At 45.8% G+C, this 20,734-nt stretch carries 21 protein-coding genes; 4 read left to right on the top strand and 17 right to left on the bottom strand.

Annotation, left to right across the window (positions count from 1 at the left end):
* The 3 genes from MHI54_RS14410 to refZ form a co-directional block, all read right to left on the bottom strand.
* Positions 1–1,140 (bottom strand): cysteine desulfurase family protein, encoded by a 1,140-nt coding sequence (locus MHI54_RS14410; RefSeq protein ID WP_095217234.1) that lies wholly within the window; start codon positions 1,138–1,140, stop codon positions 1–3.
* A gap of 80 nt (positions 1,141–1,220) precedes the next feature.
* Positions 1,221–2,912 (bottom strand): septation ring formation regulator EzrA, encoded by a 1,692-nt coding sequence (gene ezrA / locus MHI54_RS14405; protein ID WP_095217233.1) that lies wholly within the window; start codon positions 2,910–2,912, stop codon positions 1,221–1,223.
* A gap of 155 nt (positions 2,913–3,067) precedes the next feature.
* A complete protein-coding gene (gene refZ, locus MHI54_RS14400; protein ID WP_095217232.1) occupies positions 3,068–3,706 on the bottom strand; it encodes a forespore capture DNA-binding protein RefZ in 639 nt (212 codons plus the stop codon).
* A gap of 120 nt (positions 3,707–3,826) precedes the next feature.
* Here refZ and MHI54_RS14395 point away from each other — a divergent pair, with 120 nt between their 5' ends.
* On the top strand, positions 3,827–4,312 hold the full coding sequence (locus MHI54_RS14395) for a GAF domain-containing protein (protein WP_095217231.1): 486 nt from the start codon (positions 3,827–3,829) through the stop codon (positions 4,310–4,312).
* 130 nt (positions 4,313–4,442) lie between these two features.
* On the opposite strand, the gene MHI54_RS14390 is transcribed toward MHI54_RS14395, so the two are convergent.
* Both MHI54_RS14390 and MHI54_RS14385 read right to left on the bottom strand, forming a co-directional pair.
* Positions 4,443–5,794, bottom strand: a protein-coding gene (locus tag MHI54_RS14390) for an IS1182 family transposase (RefSeq protein ID WP_340081544.1) whose coding sequence is annotated in 2 segments (ribosomal slippage) — positions 4,443–5,227 and positions 5,227–5,794 — 1,353 coding nt in all. Because the reading frame shifts where the segments join, the coding sequence is not laid out codon by codon here.
* Positions 5,795–5,920: 126 nt separating this feature from the next.
* Positions 5,921–7,747 carry a sensor domain-containing diguanylate cyclase gene (locus tag MHI54_RS14385; protein WP_340081946.1) on the bottom strand — a complete coding sequence of 609 codons (1,827 nt, stop codon included), beginning with the start codon at positions 7,745–7,747 and terminating at the stop codon, positions 5,921–5,923.
* A 389-nt stretch (positions 7,748–8,136) separates the two neighbouring features.
* On the opposite strand from MHI54_RS14385, the gene rpsD reads away from it, so the two are divergent.
* Together rpsD and MHI54_RS14375 are read left to right on the top strand one after the other, a co-directional pair.
* Complete coding sequence (rpsD, locus tag MHI54_RS14380; RefSeq protein ID WP_095217229.1) at positions 8,137–8,739, top strand: 30S ribosomal protein S4; 603 nt, start codon at positions 8,137–8,139, stop codon at positions 8,737–8,739.
* A gap of 154 nt (positions 8,740–8,893) precedes the next feature.
* Entirely contained in the window at positions 8,894–9,829 is a 936-nt protein-coding gene (locus tag MHI54_RS14375) for an IS30 family transposase (RefSeq protein ID WP_340081424.1), read from the top strand.
* A gap of 55 nt (positions 9,830–9,884) precedes the next feature.
* Here MHI54_RS14375 and MHI54_RS14370 read toward each other — a convergent pair whose 3' ends face one another.
* The gene (locus tag MHI54_RS14370; RefSeq protein WP_340081945.1) at positions 9,885–10,634 is read right to left on the bottom strand and encodes a glucose 1-dehydrogenase; all 750 of its coding nucleotides are present in this window, start codon (positions 10,632–10,634) and stop codon (positions 9,885–9,887) included.
* Between the two features lie 199 nt (positions 10,635–10,833).
* Here MHI54_RS14370 and MHI54_RS14365 point away from each other — a divergent pair, with 199 nt between their 5' ends.
* Positions 10,834–11,697, top strand: coding sequence for a manganese catalase family protein (locus MHI54_RS14365; protein WP_095217171.1), 864 nt, complete (start codon positions 10,834–10,836; stop codon positions 11,695–11,697).
* Positions 11,698–11,854: 157 nt separating this feature from the next.
* Here MHI54_RS14365 and MHI54_RS14360 read toward each other — a convergent pair whose 3' ends face one another.
* The 11 genes from MHI54_RS14360 to MHI54_RS14310 all read right to left on the bottom strand — a co-directional run bounded on the left by MHI54_RS14360 (position 11,855) and on the right by MHI54_RS14310 (position 20,562).
* Positions 11,855–12,574: a DUF2382 domain-containing protein gene (locus MHI54_RS14360; protein WP_340081944.1), complete on the bottom strand. Its 720-nt coding sequence runs from the start codon at positions 12,572–12,574 to the stop codon at positions 11,855–11,857.
* Between the two features lie 227 nt (positions 12,575–12,801).
* Positions 12,802–13,272 carry an IS200/IS605 family transposase gene (tnpA, locus tag MHI54_RS14355; RefSeq protein WP_093727170.1) on the bottom strand — a complete coding sequence of 157 codons (471 nt, stop codon included), beginning with the start codon at positions 13,270–13,272 and terminating at the stop codon, positions 12,802–12,804.
* Between the two features lie 166 nt (positions 13,273–13,438).
* Positions 13,439–14,482 (bottom strand): galactitol-1-phosphate 5-dehydrogenase, encoded by a 1,044-nt coding sequence (locus MHI54_RS14350; protein WP_095217173.1) that lies wholly within the window; start codon positions 14,480–14,482, stop codon positions 13,439–13,441.
* Between the two features lie 14 nt (positions 14,483–14,496).
* The gene (locus MHI54_RS14345) at positions 14,497–14,643 is read right to left on the bottom strand and encodes a hypothetical protein (RefSeq protein ID WP_198946067.1); all 147 of its coding nucleotides are present in this window, start codon (positions 14,641–14,643) and stop codon (positions 14,497–14,499) included.
* On the bottom strand, positions 14,640–15,032 hold the full coding sequence (gene deoC / locus MHI54_RS14340; protein WP_340081943.1) for a deoxyribose-phosphate aldolase: 393 nt from the start codon (positions 15,030–15,032) through the stop codon (positions 14,640–14,642). The genes MHI54_RS14345 and deoC overlap by 4 nt, the downstream gene beginning before the upstream one ends.
* A complete protein-coding gene (locus MHI54_RS14335) occupies positions 15,029–15,325 on the bottom strand; it encodes a hypothetical protein (RefSeq protein ID WP_340081942.1) in 297 nt (98 codons plus the stop codon). The genes deoC and MHI54_RS14335 overlap by 4 nt, the downstream gene beginning before the upstream one ends.
* Before the next feature lie 3 nt (positions 15,326–15,328).
* Positions 15,329–16,366, bottom strand: coding sequence for a zinc-binding dehydrogenase (locus MHI54_RS14330; protein ID WP_095217174.1), 1,038 nt, complete (start codon positions 16,364–16,366; stop codon positions 15,329–15,331).
* A 20-nt stretch (positions 16,367–16,386) separates the two neighbouring features.
* Complete coding sequence (locus MHI54_RS14325; protein WP_340082959.1) at positions 16,387–17,646, bottom strand: PTS galactitol transporter subunit IIC; 1,260 nt, start codon at positions 17,644–17,646, stop codon at positions 16,387–16,389.
* Between the two features lie 63 nt (positions 17,647–17,709).
* Positions 17,710–17,994 carry a PTS sugar transporter subunit IIB gene (locus tag MHI54_RS14320; RefSeq protein WP_095217189.1) on the bottom strand — a complete coding sequence of 95 codons (285 nt, stop codon included), beginning with the start codon at positions 17,992–17,994 and terminating at the stop codon, positions 17,710–17,712.
* Positions 17,994–18,482, bottom strand: a complete 489-nt coding sequence (locus tag MHI54_RS14315) for a PTS sugar transporter subunit IIA (protein WP_158221590.1) — start codon at positions 18,480–18,482, stop codon at positions 17,994–17,996. The genes MHI54_RS14320 and MHI54_RS14315 overlap by 1 nt, the downstream gene beginning before the upstream one ends.
* The gene (locus MHI54_RS14310; RefSeq protein WP_340081941.1) at positions 18,475–20,562 is read right to left on the bottom strand and encodes a BglG family transcription antiterminator; all 2,088 of its coding nucleotides are present in this window, start codon (positions 20,560–20,562) and stop codon (positions 18,475–18,477) included. Before MHI54_RS14310 ends, MHI54_RS14315 begins: the two co-directional genes overlap by 8 nt.
* Positions 20,563–20,734: the final 172 nt, after the last annotated feature.

Here is a 20,734-nt window from a genome sequence, read left to right as displayed (position 1 = left end):
TTATCTCATCACTTTCTTTAAATGTGTTAATGTTTCTTTTAGAACCTGCAGGAAATAACTTACTTCTTCCTGCGTATTTTCATAGGAAAAGCTCACCCTGATAGCAGATTCAGCCTGTTCATCCGGCAACCCGCAAGCGAGCAGGACAGCGCTGGCATCACTATTCTTCGAGGAACAAGCCGATTTGGTCGATACATAGATATCTTTTTCGCCCAGTGCATGGATCAGCACCTCAGGTTTCACTCCCGGAACCGAGAAATTCACGATATGCGGAGCCCCTGCAGGCGGGGAATGCAGCACGATTCCATCCATTTTCTCCAAGCCGCCAAAAAGCTTTTCCCTCAGTTCGAAAAGCTTGGCAGGATGATTTTGCAGCTCTTCCATTGCCAGCCTCAGAGCCTTTACCATGGCTGTGATACCAGGCACATTTTCGGTTCCGGAACGCAAGGCCTGTTCCTGGCCCCCTCCGGATAACTGAGCTGCAATATGCGTGTTCCTATCCTTATAAAGGATGCCGCTGCCCTTTACGCCATGGAATTTATGAGCAGACAGCGTACAAAGATGGATATGGCTCCCCTTGATATCGAGTGCCACTTTTCCAGCCCCTTGTACATGGTCCACATGATACGTGATTTTAGGATATGCTGTCAGCATCTGACCGATAGTCTTGATCGGCTGGATGGTACCAAGTTCATTATTCACATGCATCACACTGACTAAGATGGTTTCATCCGTGATGGCTGCTTCAATTTTTTCAGCTGTCACATAGCCGAAAGTATCCACATCGACATATGTCACCTTGAACCCTTGGTTCTCCAATTCCGCACAAGTCTCCAATACGGAAGGATGCTCTACGGCGGTCGTGATGATGTGATTACCCAATCGCTTCTTCCGATAAGCCGTTCCTTTGATTGCAAGGTTATTCCCCTCTGTACCGCCTGAAGTAAACAGAATCTCATCCTCCCCGACGCGAAGAAGCTGGGCAGCCTGCTTACGGCATGCTGTCAGCAGCTGTTCGGCACTGCCCCCTAAACGATGCAGGGATGATGGATTGGCGAAATACGTTTGTGCTGCTTCCGTGTAGCTGGAAAGCACGTCAGGATGCGGTTTGGTTGTTGCACTATTATCAAAGTATATCATTTGTCCATCTCCCTCTCTTCAAACTATCTTTTACTAAAATAAAGCAATCCCTCGCAAGTAGCAAGGGATTGCTTTATGTATCAGCTGGGAATCTTGATATGTTTCTCCAAGCGCTCCAGCGCCTTCGGTTCTATATCCTGCAAAGCTCGGGCGGCCCGCTCCAAAGCTTGCTCGTACTGATATTCGCGGAACAGCTTCTCTGCTTCCGCCATTTCTGCAGCAAGAATCGGATATTGACTGCGATAGCGATTGGAATACTGAATCACCACTTCTGCAAGATAAGCCTGCTCCAGCAAATGTTCGATTTGTTCGATAGTGGCATTGCTGATTTCCTCTGCCTGCTGCAGATGTGTCCGCACCTCAGCCATATCGAGCGGGTGCGCTTCGAGCACCTCCATCGTAAGGGACGTTTTTTCCTGGCTCTCTTCGACCATCTTCCAAACTTCCTGCGGTACACCTGGGATATTGCTCTTTTGCAGCTTTCGATTTACATCGTATAGCTTCTGGCGCATATCGGCAATTTTCTCTTTGGCTTCCAGTTCATCTTTGCGCAATGTCTTGATTTTACCGCGAATTTCCTCATGTTCTTCCTCAATGGCACTCAATTCACGGAATCCTGTTTCCAATTCCTCTTTGAGCTTCGTATGGGATACACGATCATCATCCATCTCTTGCTGCAGCGCCTCGAGCTGCTTGACGAGCCTGGAAATCTTGGACTCCAGCTTCAGATGAAATTCGACATCATTATCCGTAAAGAAATAGGATTCCCGAAGCAGATCGATTTCTTCTTTTGTCTTCATATATGCCTCTGTCTTTTTCTCGACGGCTTGGACATATTGCTCGAATTTTGAGTCGACATAATTCTTGGCAACAGCTTCATTCTCAAGAAGCTGATACATCTCTTTGATGCGATTTTCCAGCGCAGGAATGTATAATTGTATTTCTTCTGCCTCTCCTGCTTCCAGCTGTTTGACCAGCTGATTCAATCGTTCCTTCTCTGCCTTCAGTTCATCCTCGAAACCAAGATGATGGATCCGATAGCCGTCCTGCTTCATTTCACGGATGCCGCCCAATAAATCCGCCACCTGTGCCGGAAGCTCCTGCTTCACTTGCTTATAAGCCTGCGGGAAAGCTTCGATCTCCTCTTCCAGCGATTCCGTCTTCGCTTTCACATCCGTGATCAGCTGGTTAGCTTCGAAATAGTTGCCGGATTCGATGAGTGAATGATAAGCAGCAAGCTGCGTGCTCTGCTCGGCTATTGCCGCCTCAAAACGAACATCCGCTTTGCCATATTGATGGCGATGCTGCGAAATGGTGCGCTTGAGTGCCTGCAAAGCAGGCTGCAGTGCCTCGGCTTGTTTACGGGCTTCCTCTTCGGAAGCAAGCAGTTCGTCCAATTCACGGAACATGCCTTCAATCTTATCCTCTATCCGGGAGAGCGTGACTTCCACTTGCTGCAGATGCTGTTTGGCTTTCGTGAAACGGTAGCGGTCGGCACCCTCCTCCGCATCAAAAAGAGCCTCTTCTGTATCGGGAAGCTCTTTTGTTACGATATGATCCCAGCGTTCCTTCCATGATTCGAATTTTTCCTGTGTTTCTCCAGATAGGTTCAACGCTTTCACTTTCGCTAATTCTTCCGATACATTGCGGTTCGCTATATCCATTTTCCAGCTTTCAAGCCGGTCCACTTCATCATAAACTCGCTTTCTCATAATCAGGCCCAAGATGATCAAGGCGATGATTAGAATAATTCCTCCGACGATGTAAAGCAATGTCCAGCCTCCTAACCAATACTCGGGAAAAAGGAGTAATACCCTAATAATCGTTATCTATTTTTAATACTAATATGATACCATGTAAACCGCAAATATGGCTAAATTTTTTCAAATTTCTCAGGTATTTTCCATGATTTTCCCTCTATTGTGCGTCAATTGGCTGATACCGCTCTTAATGAGGCCGGAGAAACCGTGGCAAGCGTATCGATCCAATGATGGATACTGGAAGTATACATGCTGCAGAAATAGTGCCGTGATTCTTCTGTCACCAGCATGCCTTTCATTTCCTTGCTCATGGTGAACGGGGCAGACAGCATTCCCGACAGCTGCATATATAAATAGACCCCTTCCCGTTCCCGGATCCCGTTTGACTCCAGGTAGTCCCTGAAGGCTTGTTTCAGTGTATGGCTTTCCTTAGCCAAATACGTCACAGCCATTTCCCTGACGAATACGGAATCCAGCATCAGCTCCCTTTGAATGAAAGCCGTGAATTGATTCCGCGAGAGTTTATATTGTATAATTGCTTCAATTAATTGTTTCAGATAGATACTGGGAGATTCCTGCCCCCGTTTTTGGGCCGTTTTTTCCAGCACAGCAAGATATTCTTCGTAATACAGCACGACGGATGCTTCCAGAAGCCCTTGCTTACTTTTATAATAATAATTGATCAAGGAGACATTGACCGAAGCTTTTCCCGCAATATCGCGGACGGATGTCCCATGGTAGCCTTTTGTGTAGAACAATTGACAAGCGGCGTCCATCACTTTTTGTTTCGTGTCATTTTTTTTCAATCTTCTCAGCTCCTTCACTTGTTGTATACGACAGCGAAAACAGCTATCCTGCAACTTTCGCTCGCCAAATATCGCGCCTTCTGTCGAATTACAGAAAATCATTATATGGGGGAAATGAATATGTTCGAAACAACGGCTTATAGCGGTTCCCGCGAAAAAGACTATGAATTGCTCGTTAAGCAGCTTGATGCATTGCTTACAGGGGAAGAGGACGAAATCGCCCACTTGGCAAACGCTTCTGCCCTCTTGAATCAATTCCTTGATGATGTGAACTGGGTCGGTTTTTATCTCCATAAAGGAGACGAATTGATCCTCGGTCCATTCCAAGGCCTCCCCGCCTGTGTACGCATCAAAATCGGAAAGGGCGTCTGCGGGACGGCTGTCGCGGAAAACAAGACACAGCTTGTGGCGGATGTCCATCAATTCCCTGGTCATATTGCATGTGACGCAGCAAGCCAATCCGAGATCGTCGTTCCTATCATCGTGAATGGCAAATCCTACGGAGTGCTTGATATCGACAGCCCTTCCAAAAATCGTTTCGACGAAACAGACCAGAAGTATCTGGAACAGTTCGTGGCGGTCCTCGTCAAGCATTTGACGAAATAAAAAGACAGCTTCCGATCCGGAAGCTGTCAGATTGTAGAGAAATCCCAGTTTCTCTACAATCTTTTTTTATTCGATACTCTTCTGCTTTCTTTAAAGGGCTGTTTTATAAAAAAGATAGCCAGCCACCTACCTATCCTAGCTTTGCTAGGTGGTTGGCTATCTTTTTTATGTTCTGACAGGTCGCTGTCATCAGCGCCTGTTCCTGCACTTTTTCTCTTCCTCGTAACCTACAATAGCGAAGCCCGTGGAGTTGTTTCGCATCCGCAAAGCTTCGCTCTATCGTTTCTTTTCGCAATTTATATAATAACTTTCCTGAGTGGCTCAGGCGATTTTCCCGCACCCAATCTTTACTACCTTCCCAAACATGCCTTGTGATAACTTTTCGATGATTTCTTGATTTCGTACATGTGGCCAACAGTGGGCAAGCAGTACATTGTTTAGGGTCAGATGCGTATTCTTTATACCCTTCTCGATTTGTTGTTCGCAGAGGTAATGTTTGTCCGTTTGGACAAACATAATGATCTTTCTCTGGGACATACTTGAACTTCCATTTAGGCATTAATCCTTTAGTAGGATGAAAACGTCGGTGACCGATGACAGCGAAAATATTCTGTTCATTCAAGGCGTGACAGATTGGCGTAGTGAGATAACCGGAGTCCAGAGCGACAGCTTCCACATCAAAATTAAAGCGTTCCTTCTGTCGTTCAAGGCGCTCCAAATAAGGCCGTGAATCGTGCACATTTCCGGCCGTGACATGGACATCGGTAATAATATTATATTTCATATCCGTAGTTCTATGATCTAAGTAGAAAAAGCCTTCAGGCTTTCCTTCTCGATACATATAGCCACTCTCTGGATCAGTCGTGCTTTCTTTCACTACTTTCGTTTCTGTCACCTCCTCTCGTGACTTTAAAGCTTTTTTCCTTGTTTTGTACGTTCTTCTTGGATTGCTTTATCCAATTCTTCCTGATATGAACGAGTAGCTTCCTGTACTTCCTTCTTGATGAACTTTCTTTTATTCGCATTGGCTTTTAAGTGGGTGGAATCAGTGAATAAGACGCGTCCTCCAACCATACGATGCTTCATTGCCTGTTCTACAATTTCATCAAAGATTTGTTGGAAGATATCTGTGCCCTTGAATCGATTACAACGATTCCAGCTTATTGTAGAGTGGTGAGGGACTGGGTCCGTGAGTTTAAGTCCTAAAAACCAACGGTAAGCAATGTTTGTCTGGATTTCTTTCTCTAATTGCCTTTCGGAACGGATACCGAAAAGGTAGCCGATAAAGATCATTTTAAAGAGGACAAGAGGATCTAGGGAAGGACGGCCATTGTCCGCCGAATAATAAGGACGAACTTTTTCACGGATGAAGGAGAAATCTATGTGGGTTTCTATCTTACGCAATAGGTGGTTTTCAGGGACAAGTTCTTCTATAGTTACGATTTCAAGAGCTGTTTGGTCATTCTCTCTGGAATTTAACATCTTGGCACCGCCTTTTAGTCGTTTCTTCTATTATAAAAAAGTAAGAAAAAGAAGTGAACTCAAAATAAAAAGGCTGTCGAGACTTTCTCGACAGCCTGACAGCTTCCGATCCGGAAGCTGTCTTTTCTATATACAATATCTATTTTTCCCGAGCCGTTTGGCATCGTATAGTTTGCGATCCGCATTGGAGAACAATTGATGGACGGATGGCCGATCCGCTTCTGTCCATGTGGATACCCCGCATGAAACCGTCACAGCAGGTCGTGTCGATCCCCCGATGCTTCGGACGACTTGCTCTGCCTTTGCAATAGTCTGCTCCAAAGAAGCATGCGGCAAATAAATGGCCAGCTCTTCCCCGCCCCATCTGGCTGCTATATCAGCCGGACCGATCATGTCCTTTACCAGATTGGATACTTGGATGAGAAGATAATCACCAGTATTGTGGCCGTATGTATCATTCACTTTTTTGAAGTCATCGATATCAATCAGGATGAACCCCCCTTGCGCATCTCCCTGGATATGTTCCCGCATCCGTTCATCCAAATAGCTTCTCGAATACAGATTCGTAAGATAATCCGTAATGACCAATTTCTCCAATTTCTCCTGCAGCATGGAATTAACGATCGATAAGGAGGAATGCTGCACGAGCGATTCGATAAGCCGGAAAGCTTCGAAGGTGAAGAAGCTGGGGGTTCGGTGCAGAACGATCACGACTCCCCTCAGCTGCTCCGACCTGACCATGGGAAATATCAGCAAGGACCGATAAGGCATCCGAATCTCGGGATATCGTTCCTGAAAGTTGCTGATGAACATCGCTTCCCCGTATTTGTCTCGGTAGTGCCGTCCGATGAATTCCAGGAAAGACTCGGATTCTTCGTCAAAGAAAAAATCCGTGCTGCCAGCCAAAATAGTGCCAGCATCTTGATCCTCTTTATATAAGATGAAACCTATTTCTTCCCCGCCGAATGTATCCCGTATCTGCTGATGCATCAACGTCATGGTATCCGACAGACGCAAGTTGGCATTCATTTTCTTCGATGTTTCATTGATCAGCTGGAGGTCGCTTATCAGCTTCTTCGAATGCTGATACAGCCGTGCATTTTCCAGGGCGTTACCCGCTGAATCGACCAGCTTCGTAATGAAGCTCTGATCTGCTTTCGTATATTGCATCCCAAAAGGAATCGATACATGCAGCACACCATAGATTCCCTGTTTACCATTGAGCGGAACATAACGATGTGTCACCTTTCCCTTTTCATCGATCTCCATTTGCACTTCACCTGTCATATAAGCTTTTGTGCTGGCCTCGTGGACAGAGTAATCATATACAAGATTTTTAATCGGCAGTTCCGTATCTCCATGGTAATCCTGGGCCAGCAAAAGTGCATACGTGAATTGGGGATAGGTTTGCTGCAGGGTCTTGATCAGGACGGTCAGTACATCATGCATATCGATGGAAGCGTGCAGATTCGTCGTTGCTTCATATAATTGGATGACATGCCGCTCGTTTTCTTTCGCTTGCTGCAGACGCAGGAGATGGGTAACGAATTTACCGATCTCCAACGCCAGCTGTCTGCAATCGGTAATCATCTTTCTGCCGCCTCCGACATAAAGGAATCCGATGACATGCTCTTCCGGCTTTTGCAAGGGCAATATCCTATCCAGTACATGTGGAATATCCCTTAACAAATCCGGCATACAAATATGCCCGGGAGTATAGCTGACAGACAGACAAAACCCGCTCTGCCTGGGACCTGCATAGCTTATCCGCTCCAATCGCTGCTGCCATTCATCATAGATGAACAGCGCCAAACTGTCTGCCTGCAGGAGATTCTTCACCTTATCTGTCATAAGTGCAAGTAGTTCCCTGCAACTATAGTTTTCTCCCGACACAAGGAGCTGGTAGAAATATAGCTTTGCTTGTTCAAGATTGCTGTCAATTAGCCGCTCCATATGCATCTCACCTAACATTTTGGTATTTTTATTCTATTATATAAGATATTAGACTCAATCCTCAATGATCACACTAGTCCTTTTTACTTATAAAATACTGCATCTAATCTCCATTGCCGATTTATCTTGACTTCCAGCCATCAAAAAGATTATAATACTCTTTGTGTAAAATAAATGGCGGCCTATGTGAACTCCCATTTGTCTGATTTTGTTCCTTTCTTGGCAAGGCGCATCAAAGAAACGTTCACTCGTTTCCCCTTGTTTCAGAAGGTGTATCGTGTAACTCTCTGCTGTCGGAGCGATGGTACATGAAAACATAATCGGCAAGTGACTAGAGCGCACTCTGTTTTTATTTTATGCAAATAAAATAATAAAGGTGGAATTTATCCATGGCACGTTATACAGGTCCATTATGGAAAAAATCCCGTCGTCTTGGTATCTCCCTAAGCGGAACAGGTAAAGAGCTTGACAAACGCCCTTACCCACCAGGACAGCACGGTCCAAACCAACGCAGAAAGCAATCCGAATACGGTTTGCAGCAAGCTGAGAAACAAAAACTTCGTTACATGTACAACATGAACGAGCGCCAATTCCGTCGTGTATTCGAGGAAGCTGGCAAAATGAAAGGTATCCATGGTGAGAACTTCATGATCCTTCTTGAATCCCGCCTTGATAACCTTGTATTCCGTCTAGGCTTGGCTCGCACTCGCAGACAAGCTCGTCAGATCGTTGGCCACGGCCACATCACTGTAGACGGTAAACGCGTAGATATCCCATCTTACCGCGTGAAACCTGGTCAAGTCATCGGTGTTCGCGAGAAATCCCGCAAACTTGACATCATCACTACATCTGTTGAAGCGAACAACTTCGTTCCAGATTACATGACTTTCGATGCAAACAGCTTGGAAGGAACTTACTCCCGCTATCCAGAGCGCAGTGAGCTTCCTGCTGAAATCAACGAAGCTCTTATCGTCGAGTTCTACTCCCGTTAATAGCTTGAAAAACTCCGGATCGCCGCAAGGCGTGTCCGGAGTTTTTTTATAAGATGAATTGTAATATTAAGTGCGACACCTTTTGAAAATAGAAAAGCCCATGTTTCCTCGTGTAAGATGAAGTTACCATACCTAATCTTAAACGGAGGAAAACATGAGCTATTCCCATCTTACTACAATTGAACGAGGAAAACTAGAAACACTATACAAGCTTGGCTGGTCTGCACGTCGTATCGCAAAGGAGTTAGGGAGACACCATTCGACTATTTCCAGAGAATTGGAGCGTAACAGTGAGGGCAGCTATAAAGCTGACTCTGCTGACAGAATGTATCAAAAACGACGGGAATTTTGTATTCCTAAAGGTAAATGGAAAGAAGAGCTTAGAGTGGTTATTGAGGAGAAATTAAAGCTCACTTGGTCACCTGAACAAATTCAAGGAAGGCTGGGTATCATCAGCTTCAAAACCATCTATCGTTGGATGAATCAAAGACGATTCTCTGTCGATCATCAGGTCTTCCGTCAAAAAGGAAAAAGGCAAAAACCCCGGGAAACGAGAGGTCGATTCAATATTGGTACGTCGATAAAGGAGCGTCCAAAAGATGTGAAGGACCGAAAATCGGCAGGCCATTGGGAACTAGATACAGTAGTATCAAGCCGTGGAAAAAGTAAAGGATGCTTCGGAACGTTTGCCGAACGCAAAACGCGTTTCTTTCTCGCAGTTAAAATGAACGATCGAAGTGCACGCTCTATGAAGGAAGCTATCTCACAAGTGGCAGCTTCTATGCCTAAGGAAATATTTAAGACAGCGACCACAGATCGAGGGAAAGAATTTGCTTGTTATCAAGAAATCGAAAATGAAATGGATATCTCGGTTTACTTTGCCGATCCGTATGCCCCATGGCAGCGAGGAACCAATGAAAACAGTAACGGGCTGCTTCGGGAGTTCTTCCCAAAGAAAACAGACTTAGCCTCTGTTTCAGAAGATGAAATCCACCAAGCACTATACCTAATTAATCATCGCCCGCGAAAAATATTAGGATGGAAAACTCCTTACGAGGCTTTCCAGGAGGAACTGTCGCATTTAGATTGACAAACTATCATAAAATAAAAAATCGCCCGCTATCCGCAAGGCGATTTTTTTGTAATTATTTTGTATTCGTGAATCCGCCATCGATACGGATTACTTCACCGTTGATATATTGCGCTTTTGAAGTAAGCAGGAATGTAACAAGTTCCGCTACCTCTTCCGGTGTGCCGAGACGTTTCTGCGGAATACCGCCAGTTGCATTTTCTTTCATTTTCGGATTCGCAGCATAAAACTCCGCTACCATTTTTGTTTCGGTAGGTCCTGGCGCAATCGCATTTACACGGAGACCATCTTTTGCGTATTCGGCAACCAGGCTCTTTGTCATGCCGACAATAGCATGTTTTGTCGCAGCATAGGTGACAACGGAATCCTGACCGATCACACCTGCACTGGAGGAAGTATTGACGATGGAGCCTCCTCCGTTTTTCACCATCACTTCCGCTACATAACGGACACCATAAAGCGCGCCCAGCAAATTGATGCCGACGATACGTTCGATTTCCGCAACGTCGGAATCAAGGAAGTATTTACCGCTGCCTGAAATACCAGCATTGTTGAAGAAATAATCAATAGAGCCGAAATGCTCCAATGTTTTATCCACATAATTTTTGACATCGGCTTCCTTGGAAACATCCGCTTGAATGAAAATCGCTTCCGCTCCAGCTTGTTTTACCAATTCGACAGTCTCGTTTGCCCCTTTTTCACTGACATCGACTACTGCGATATTCACGCCTTCTTCGGCAAGACGGACGGCTGCAGCTTGTCCCAATCCGCTGCCTGCCCCTGTGATGATTGCTGTTTTACTCATATCTAACCCCTCCGATAGTAGATAGTTTGCACTATACAATTACTATTGTACTACGTTCGGGTGGAAATATGAATCAAGTCGACTTTTGTCGAAGCCATACTCTTTTTTTGCGGATGTTTCAAAGAAAAATATAGATGAATAAGCGATTTCTCTGTAACAGACACTAACGGTAAATCCAAAAAAGAGAAGGTGCACTTAGATGTATTATTACAAAGAAGAATTAATCAACATCATCAAACCGGATAAGCCCGATCCTGCCGCGGCGAAGGTTATGCAGGAAATCCTGGGCGGTCACTATGGGGAAATGCGCACCATGATGCAATTCTTCTTCCAAAGCTCTAATTTCCGAGGGAAGCAGAAACAGTTCCGTGATCTTTTGCGCGGTATCTTCCTGGAGGAAATTGCACATGTGGAGCTGGTGCAGAATACAATCAATGCCTTGCTGGATGAGTCGGGTGAAGGCGGGGCGGGAAATACAGCGCCTGATGGTGCGCCCCTTTCCGGTCCGATCGAGGATACACCAAACGTGAATCCCCACCACTATATAATCGGCGCCCAAGCTTCCATCCCATTCGATGCAGCAGGCAATCCATGGAATGGCTCTTGGGTCTACAGCCACGGAAACCTTATCGCCGATCTGTTAAATAATGTCGTACTCGAATCGACTGGTGTGCTGCAAAAAACGCGTATATATGAGATGAGCTCCAACGCCACATTCCGGGAAACGCTGGCCTTCTTGATCGTCCGTGACAATGCCCATCAGAATGCATTTGCGAAAGCATTGGAAACACTGGGCGTGGATTGGGGCAAGATCTTCCCGGTGCCTAATTATGATATCAATAAATATCCAGAGTGCAAAAAATTCGTCGATATGGGCTTCCATAATACGCAATTCAATTTCCGTCTCGATCAGACCCGGATCGCTGAAATCATCCAAGGGACGGTTCCCAGCCGAAACGGCGGGGAATTCAGTGTATCCCAGCCTCCAGCAGGCTTCCCGGTACCGGAATTGCCGGAACTGCCGAACGAGCATAGCACTGGATTGAGCGATTTGAATCGATGAACCATCAAAAAACCTCACCGATGATAATCGGTGAGGTTTTCCATCACTTCAAGCCCTTATTCTTTTTTGTGCTATCTTCTATCTCCGCTTCCTCACGTCTGACTTTTTCATTTACATGGACGTTGTCCTGTACATCTTTCTTGTTGACGATAATTTCTTATTTGATGACATCCTTCTTATCCACATCTACTTTTTCCTCATATACCGGGACATGGATACCATCTTTTTCCGTATAAGCTCCCGCTGTACTGCCAGGCTCATTTACTTTATTCACTGGACGGCGCTCGATATTGACTTCCTGTTTCGTCACCGGAACATCGAATTCCTCCTGATCTGTCACCGTGCGTTTGTCTACATTCACTTCCCCGGATTTTACTGCATTCGTATCCACATCCACTACCTCTTCATGCAATTCCATCTGTTCCGTCCGGGAAGCATTTGGTTTATCGTTGTTGAAGGATGAAGTGCCAGGCCGGGTGTTACCAGTTCCAGCGACCGGGCGATCCCCATTTGCATGTGAATTTGTTTGAGCTTCTGACTGCAGTTTCCCTCCGGCGGTTGGATCCACGAATAAAAGGATCTTCCCGTTTTTCAATTCATCCACATATCGATCTGTCTCTGCCTGGTTCAAATTCAAGTCCTCTAATGTCTTTTCTTCTGGGTCATCTCCGGTAAACAAGGCGGACACCTTATCACGCAAGGAGCCCTTCGCTTCCTTGTAATTCACGCTCAGCCGATCAGCCAAAATGGAAGATTCCGGCTTCTTGTCGGTGATCACCGTCACTTTGCTTTCTTGGATTCCTTTGGATTTCAATTCATTTACCCTTACAATCACATCATTTTCATTTTGGAAGGTTTCAATTTTATGAGCTAACATGCTGTCATACCTCCTAAATCTGATTGAAGTGTTGCGTGTTTTTTGTTTTCCCGACAAGAAAATGAATAAACATATAATTTCTTGTGACTCCCGGAAATCAAAACCACCAGTGTGAACTGGTGGTTTGTTCTGCGGCTAAAAGCCTTTGTTACCGGCCTAGGCCTCAAAGGCCCGCTGAATGGGTTCCCTCTTGCACCACATCTACTCACCAATTCTAAAGAATTTCTTTATTTCTTCCGATTTTTTTCTCCTGTAAATGGATCGTACTCTTCGAATAATGTCAATTGATCGCCCATATAGTCCTCTTTTAGCTGATTCCTAATATATTCTTGTATTTGTTTCTTATTTCTCCCGACTGTATCAACATAGAATCCTCGACACCAAAATTTTCGATTTCCATATCTATATTTTAAATTGGCATGACGATCGAATATCATTAAACTACTTTTCCCTTTTAAGTATCCCATAAATTGTGACACACTTAATTTCGGCGGGATACTTATCAACATATGAATGTGATCCGGACAAGCATTTGCTTCATGGATAATCACACCTTTCCGTTCACATAAATCCCTAATAATTTGTCCGATACTCTTTTTGTATTTTCCGTAAATAACCTGCCTTCTGTACTTTGGCGCAAATACTACGTGATACTTACAATTCCATGTTGTATGTGCTAAACTGTTCATGTCCTTCATAGGGCACTCCTCCTTCTATGGCGAGATAAAGTGGTCGGGAAACCAACTTTATCCTACCATGAAGTGAGGTTTTTTTATTACCACGCTTGAAGCTTTCTGGAACCCCCGGCATAGCCAGGGGTTTTCTAATACATATAATAAAAAAGATGCAGCTACCTGCATCTTCCTATGGATGGAATAGCACTTTTACGGCATCAATATTTCGGTCGGCAAGCTGTCGGAACATAGCCGGACCTTCACTTAAAGGTATCTGATGACTAATCATTTTTTCTCCATTTAATTGACCTGTTTGCATATAATGAATGGTATTGGCCCATTCCTGACCTGGGAAAGGAGCGGATAATGCATTCCAGGATCCATGAATCGTCAGCTCGTTCCTGACGATTTTTTCGAAGTAAAATCGTTCCATGGTTATATCGGCATATGGTATCCCCAGATAAACAACTTCCCCTCCCTTTTTTGGCAATGCCAGTACTTGTGCCGAAGTGATTGGTGAACCTGCCGATTCAACAGCCAAGTCGACACCTTCGCCATCCGTATATGCTGATATCGCATCGCAGCCCGTTGCAGAACTTGCATCAATCACATGATCGGCACCTACTTCCATGGCAATATCCAATTTTTTTGGATCGATGTCAATCGCAATGACTGTTTTCGCTCCAAATATCCTGGCCCATTGGATAGCAAGCAGACCGATACTACCGGCACCCATCACTGCAACAGCCGCCCCCGGCCTGATCTGTGTCCGGTAAAAACCATGGGCCACGACCGCTGCCGGCTCTATTAAAGCCGCCGTCTCACTATCCACCCCGGGAGGCAGCGGTATGACATGGGCAGAAGAGAGCTTCACATACTCCGCAAATGCACCCGGCACCCTGGATCCGATGACCATTAATTCCTTGCATCTTGATGGGTCTCCGCTCCTGCAGTAGAAGCATTTCCCACATGCATATGCCGGGCAGGCAGCCACCCTGTCACCGATTTTGACATGGCTGACGGCGCCTCCGATTTCCGCAACGGTTCCTGCAAATTCATGCCCGAATGTCATTCCTGGGCGATAGGGTCCAAGCTTTTTATAACGTGATAAGTCGGAACCGCATATGCCAGCAGCTTCCACCTTTATAATGACGTCGTGATCTGATTCGATCACTGGCTGCGGTGACTCTTCGTATCTTATATCTTCTATTCCGTACAGATTCAGCGTCTTCACGGGGCTACACCTCTTTATGTTTGTTTCGATTTCCTGCCTGTAAACAGCTTCCATGACACACCGCCGATAATGATCCCATTAAAAATCAGCTGGTGCTCAAAATAGAAAGCACTCACTGCCCTCATCGGTCCAAGCATAAAGTCAAGCATCATTTCTGTCATGTTATCCCTCCGAACCAATAATCTGTATCCGCTTTTTCATTCCTGATGATGGCGACAGCACCACTTGCACCGATTCGTGTTGCCCCAGACCGGATCATACTGACAGCATCATCATATGTCCGTATGCCCCCGGCTGCTTTGATTCCGATTTTCCCTTGCACACTAGCAGCGAGGAGCTCGATATCTTCAACCGTCGCTCCTCCGCCATAAAAGCCCGTGGCTGTCTTCACGAAATCAGCTCCGGCAGCCACCGCCATCTCGGCTGCTTTCCGTTTTTCCGTCTCATCCAAGAGAGCTGTTTCCAGGATCACTTTTGTCGTCAGGCCATCGGCTGCTTTGACTACAGCCTCCATATCCTGGTACACAGCATCATAGGCTTTTGACTTCAACGCCCCCAGGTTGATGAGCCGATTTCAGAAGCTCCATCCTCAATCGCCGCCTTCGTTTCCTCCACCTTGACTCTTGTCGTCGCTCCGCCGAGTGAAAACCCGATTGGCGCCCCAACTTTTATGTCATGCGGCGACAGTATCGTAAAGGCATAGGGGATATACCATGGGTTTACGAAAACTGTGCGGAATCCATAAGTGATCGTTCCCAAACAAAATTGTTTTAGATCATCTTTACTGGCGGTTGGAGCGAGCATCGTATAATCGATGATCTCGATCAATTTTTCTTTTTCCATGGATCATCCTTCTTTCATTGGTCTGAGCAGGACTTTGATTGCTTCGCCAGCTTTTATCGACTGATAGGCCTTCTCCCATTCCGTTATATCAAAAATGTGTGTGACCAGTGCTGCTGCATCGACGGCACCGCTTTCCATCAGACTCAGCGATGGCTCCCAATCGGCAGGCTTTTGGCTTCTGCTTCCAACGATCCTCAATTCCTTTTGGATGACCTGTTCCATATCAAATGCCACTGAAGCTTCAGCGAACAAACCCACCTGCGCGTACTGCCCTTTTTTACGCAAAAGTGTCAGTCCTTGACGTGCTGCAGGAACTGCCCCGGAGCATTCGAAAACAACATCTGCACCATAGCCATCCGTCAATCCGTAAACAAGCTCCTCCAGGGATTCTTCCTGGATATTGACCACATGATCGATTCCTAGCTCTTTCGCTTTCTCCAGACGGACTTTATCAGCAGAAAGACCGGTAATGATGACTTCTGCCCCTTTACTTTTGGCTACTTGCGCAGTGAGCAGACCGATTGGACCCGGTCCGATCACCACGACGATATCACCTTGCCGGATTGTCGTTTTGGCTACTGCATGATGTGTGCATGCAAGTGCTTCTGTCATAGCTGCAGATTGGTCATCGACATTATCAGGGACTTTGTGGATGCTTGCAGCCCTTGCAATGACGTAGTTCGCGAAACCGCCATCCTGCTGCGTCCCGAGCCCTTTCCGATATTTACACAGATTATAATCCTTCTGCAGGCAATATTTGCACTGCCCGCATATATAAAAAGTCGTCTCGGAGGTCACTCGATCTCCTGGCTTCAAGTCGGTGACATTCCCGCCCACCTCCTCCACGACACCGGCAAATTCATGTCCTAAAGTAACGGGGGCTGCCACTCGGTAGCTGCCTTCATACGTATGGATATCCGATCCGCAAATGCCTGCGTAAGTCACTTTGATTTTTACTTGGTCCTCTTTCGGAAAAGGTTCTGGTTTGTCTTCCACCACTAGATTCCCGAACCCCAATTGCTTTTTCACCAATGCTTGCATGAAGTGATCCTCCTAATCTATCAGTTGAATAATGCGAATAACTTCCATATGATCCAGTTGACCAGATTGCCTCCCTGGTCGATACTCGAAACCATGGCGGATCCTTCCGGCATCTCGATGGCAGCGCTCGTTGTCATATCCGTGAAGATAGGTGCTATATCCGTAGCCATGTACAAAGATAAGGCAATCATGATCGTCCCCGTTATGACAGAATGGATGATGTTCCCTTTTGCCGCTCCCACGATGAAAGCGACAATGAATGGAATGGTAGCTAAATCCGCAAATGGAAGGACTGCATTACCCGGCAGGATGACTGCCAAAAGTACGGTTATCGGCGTCAGGATCAAAGCAGTGGAAATGACAGCAGGATGCCCTAACAGGACGGCTGCATCCAGTCCGATATTGATTTCGCTCTTTCCGAATCGCTTACTGAGCCAGTTCCTTGCAGACTCCGAAACCGGCATCAGACCTTCCATCAATATTTTCACCATGCGAGGCATCAAAACCATGACAGCGGCCATCGCCATGCCGATTTCAATGATGTCGCCCACTCCGTATCCTGCCAAAGCACCGATGGCCGCACCTAGAAGTAATCCGATCACCATCGAATCACCGAATATTCCGAATCTTTTTTGAATCGTTTCCGGATCGGCATGTATCCTGTTCAAACCTGGAATCTTCTCGATCAGCTTTACGATCAAGATACCAGGGGCATAGGAAATCGTGCTTCCGGTTGCCACTGTGACGCCTGGCATTTCATAGAAATCCTCTACCATCGGCTGTGTCCAATCTGCTACTTTCAAGCAGACAATCTGGAATAAGACAGCCGCAATCAGCCCTTGTACCACACTTCCAGAGACGGTATACACAACAGCGGCCATAAATGTATAGTGCCAATAATTCCAAATGTCCACGTTCATTGTTTTTGTCGTCTTCGTCACTAGCATGACGACATTGACAACCAGGCCGAGCGGGATGATAAAAGCAGCCACAACAGATGCCCAGGCAATGGATGATGTGGCAGGCCATCCGACATCGATGACATGGAGGTCCACTCCAAGCCGATCGACCATCTGCTTGGCAGCCGGTCCCAAGTTCAATGTCAATAAATCGACCACAAGGAAAATACCGACAAAAGCCACTCCGATTGTCAACCCTGATCTAAATGCCTTCCCAGGCTTTTGTCCGAACAAAAGCCCAAGAAGGAAGATCGCCACCGGCAAGATCACCGTTGCACCCAAGTCAAGGAATTTTTGTAAGAACCCGACAAATGCGTCCATCATGCAGCCCCCACTTTTTAGGAAATGAGGTCGATCCCAACGACTTGGAACCGACTCCATTTGTTATTTTTTCAATTCATTCAAGATTTGTTCCTTGGTTTCTTCCAGGCCGATTCCTGTCAAGAATGAGCGTGCGTTGATCACAGGGAAAGGATAGGATGTTTTCACCATGGCTGTCGTCACCAGCAAATCAGCTGTATCCACATAGGAATTCACTTCTGCTATTTTGATTTGAATCAGATTGACATCGATTTTGTTTTCCTTTGCCATTTCTTCAATCGCACTGTTTACGACAGTGGAAGTGGCAATACCTGCACCGCAGGCAACCAATACTTGTTTTTTGGCCATCATCTGTCACCTCCTTTACTTGCCGTCAAACTAAGGTTTCTATCAATCAGCCGGACTACTTCCTCTTTTGTGGCGGAATCATATAAATCCCGCAGCATCGCTTCATCTTGCAAAAACGTCATGAGATCCTTCAATAGCGATAGCTGCGCATGCGACTCCTTCATCGCCAGCATGAATATGATGCTTACAGGTGTCTCCATCGAAGACTCCCCCATCACTCGGAAGGAGGCTGGCTCCTTCAATACAGCAATACTGATCGCATTCCTTTTTACATGCTCGATATCCGTATGCGGGATAGCGACGGATATCGATGAACCAGTCGGCAAACCTGTCGGATATTCTTTCTCGCGCTCGATGATTCCTGATACAAAGCTTGCTTCAACTAAATCCTCTTTTACAAGATTTTCTGCCATTTCACGCAATATATCCTCGCGCGCTCCGCTCATTTGCAGGAATACAAGGTTGGCACCAAGATAAAAATCAGCCATAATGCATCTCCTTCTCCTTTGCTGCGCCATCGGAATATTGAAGGATGATCCGCTTCATCTCCGGGATTCCAGCAGCGTTTATCATGTTTTTCATGTCCTCCTTGGACTTGGATAGTTTCATGAGCTGCATGAGGGCATGTATATGCTCCTTCTTATCCTTTGCTGCGATGACTACCAGGATATGAATGCGATGCCCCAAATACTGCACACCGTTTTTGATCTTGAGCAGACTCATACCAGTGCGGAAAACACCATCCTCCGGTGAAGCATGCGGTATAGCTATGCCAGGCCCTATCACGATATACGGATCCTTCTCACAGCTTTTGATCATGGCATCTATGTATCTGGGCTCGATGATCCCTTTATCGAGCAAGATACCGGCACAGGATCGCACGGCCTCTTCCCATGATCCGATTTGATAAGTCATCTTCATATGCTGATGCATCAAAAAATCTGATAGCTGCAGCGGCTGCGACTCTTCCAAAGCCGGTTGCACCACATGCTGATCCACTTGACCAAGGTATGCCTGCAGTTCCTGTTCCAGAGCCTTTTTGTTTATGATCATTGTGTGATTACTGATGATTTGCATGATTTCGCTTGTCCTGACTTGCTTGGAAACAAATCCATGGATATAGGTCAAGACCTGTTTCCTGAGAAGCCTTTTTTCGTGTGTATCCAGCATCGTCTTCGTTATGAACAGCTTTTTGGAAGTCTCCAATAAGACTGGCGAAAATACAATGTCGTAATCCAGATCATACGTGATGAATTCACGAACAGACATGCTGTCCAGAAACACGAATTCCGGGAAAAGCCCGCTTAATTCGTGGAACATCAGCTTAGAAACAGACACACCCTGCGGGCACACGACAATCGCTTTCACTTTCTCCCCAATGCTCTCCCCCTGCTGCCTGATCCAGCCTCCGATAAGCAAAGTGATGTATATCTGTTCATTTTCTGGAATCTCAGCTTGGATGAAGCTTTTCAAGGGATCGAGAGAGCGCTTGACCAACTGATGCAAAGAGCGGAATTCTCCGCTTAACACCCCCGGAACTGGTGTGGTGTCCGTAAGATTGTATTTAATCCGGTAATAAGCCGGCTTGATGTGCTGCATCAGTTTATCCAGCAGCTGCTTCCGCTCCTGTACACGAATACAGGAAACTTTTTCGAAAAGACTGAGCATGCTGTCGACTGCGGGATATAGGTTAGGAATTGCATCCTCGGCATCCAGATTTGCCGTTATCACATTTGCCGATAGCAAATGAAGAGTGATGAAAAGTTTTTCAGCCTCCGGCAGCCCTTGCTGGTCAAATAATATTTCTTCTGCTGCCTGGTATTCTTTCGTGCCTGCCAATTCCTTATAGCGTATAGGGGAGTCTGTCAGGCATTCCCCTTTCCTGACCCGCTGCAGTATAAGGAATAAGGTTATTGGCATCGTCCTCATTTTTTCATCGGTGAATTTTATCGATAGCTTTTTCTCTACCATTTCAATCCTGTCACGGAAAGCATTCACACAATCTTCTTCCAGCTCCAAAACATCCATTAATTCGAAAAGCCCATCATCCGAATCGAGTAATTGCATCAATGCGGACATCAATGCTTTCCTGAGTTGAAACTCATTTCCTTCAATATGATAGCCATGCTTTCGGCTGTAACGTATATGCAAATGAAACGGTTCAAGCTGCTTCTCCAGGTTCTTCAAATCTCTCAATATTGTATTCCTGCTTACACGCATTGCAATCGAGAAGTGATCCAATGATAGATAATCCTTGCTTATCAGCATGCAAAGAAGGAGATGTGTCCTTTGACGGGCGGTCAAAATGGAAGAATGATGCTGTTCCGCAGTTTCCTTTACATGATTCAGTGCCGTGAATACTCTTTCATCGATGAGGAAATGCCCTTGTGATGTTCGTTCGATCAATGGTATGCCTAAGTGCTCAAGCCAGCTATTTATCTTTTGGATGGAATAGCCGAGCTGCCTTTTTGAAAGATCGAATTTTTTTTCAAGCAAAGCACTGGATGTGCTTGGATTACTTAATAAAGCATCCAGGATGGCGGAGTTGCGTTCATTGAGATTCATCATATCCTCCTTTCGTTACAATCATCTTAACACCCGATCCCCCATTTTGTATGCGCTTTCAACTTCATTGAGTGAAGAATGAATGTACAGCATGGGACCCAGCCCAATACATGTTCCTGTACATAAAAAAAGACTCCGACAGCGCGCAGGCTGCCAAAGCCTTTTGATGGATGCT

Source organism: Terribacillus sp. FSL K6-0262, from assembly GCF_037977385.1.
In the GTDB taxonomy this organism is placed as follows: domain Bacteria; phylum Bacillota; class Bacilli; order Bacillales; family Amphibacillaceae; genus Terribacillus.
This window is presented reverse-complemented; position numbering and strand designations above follow the sequence as displayed.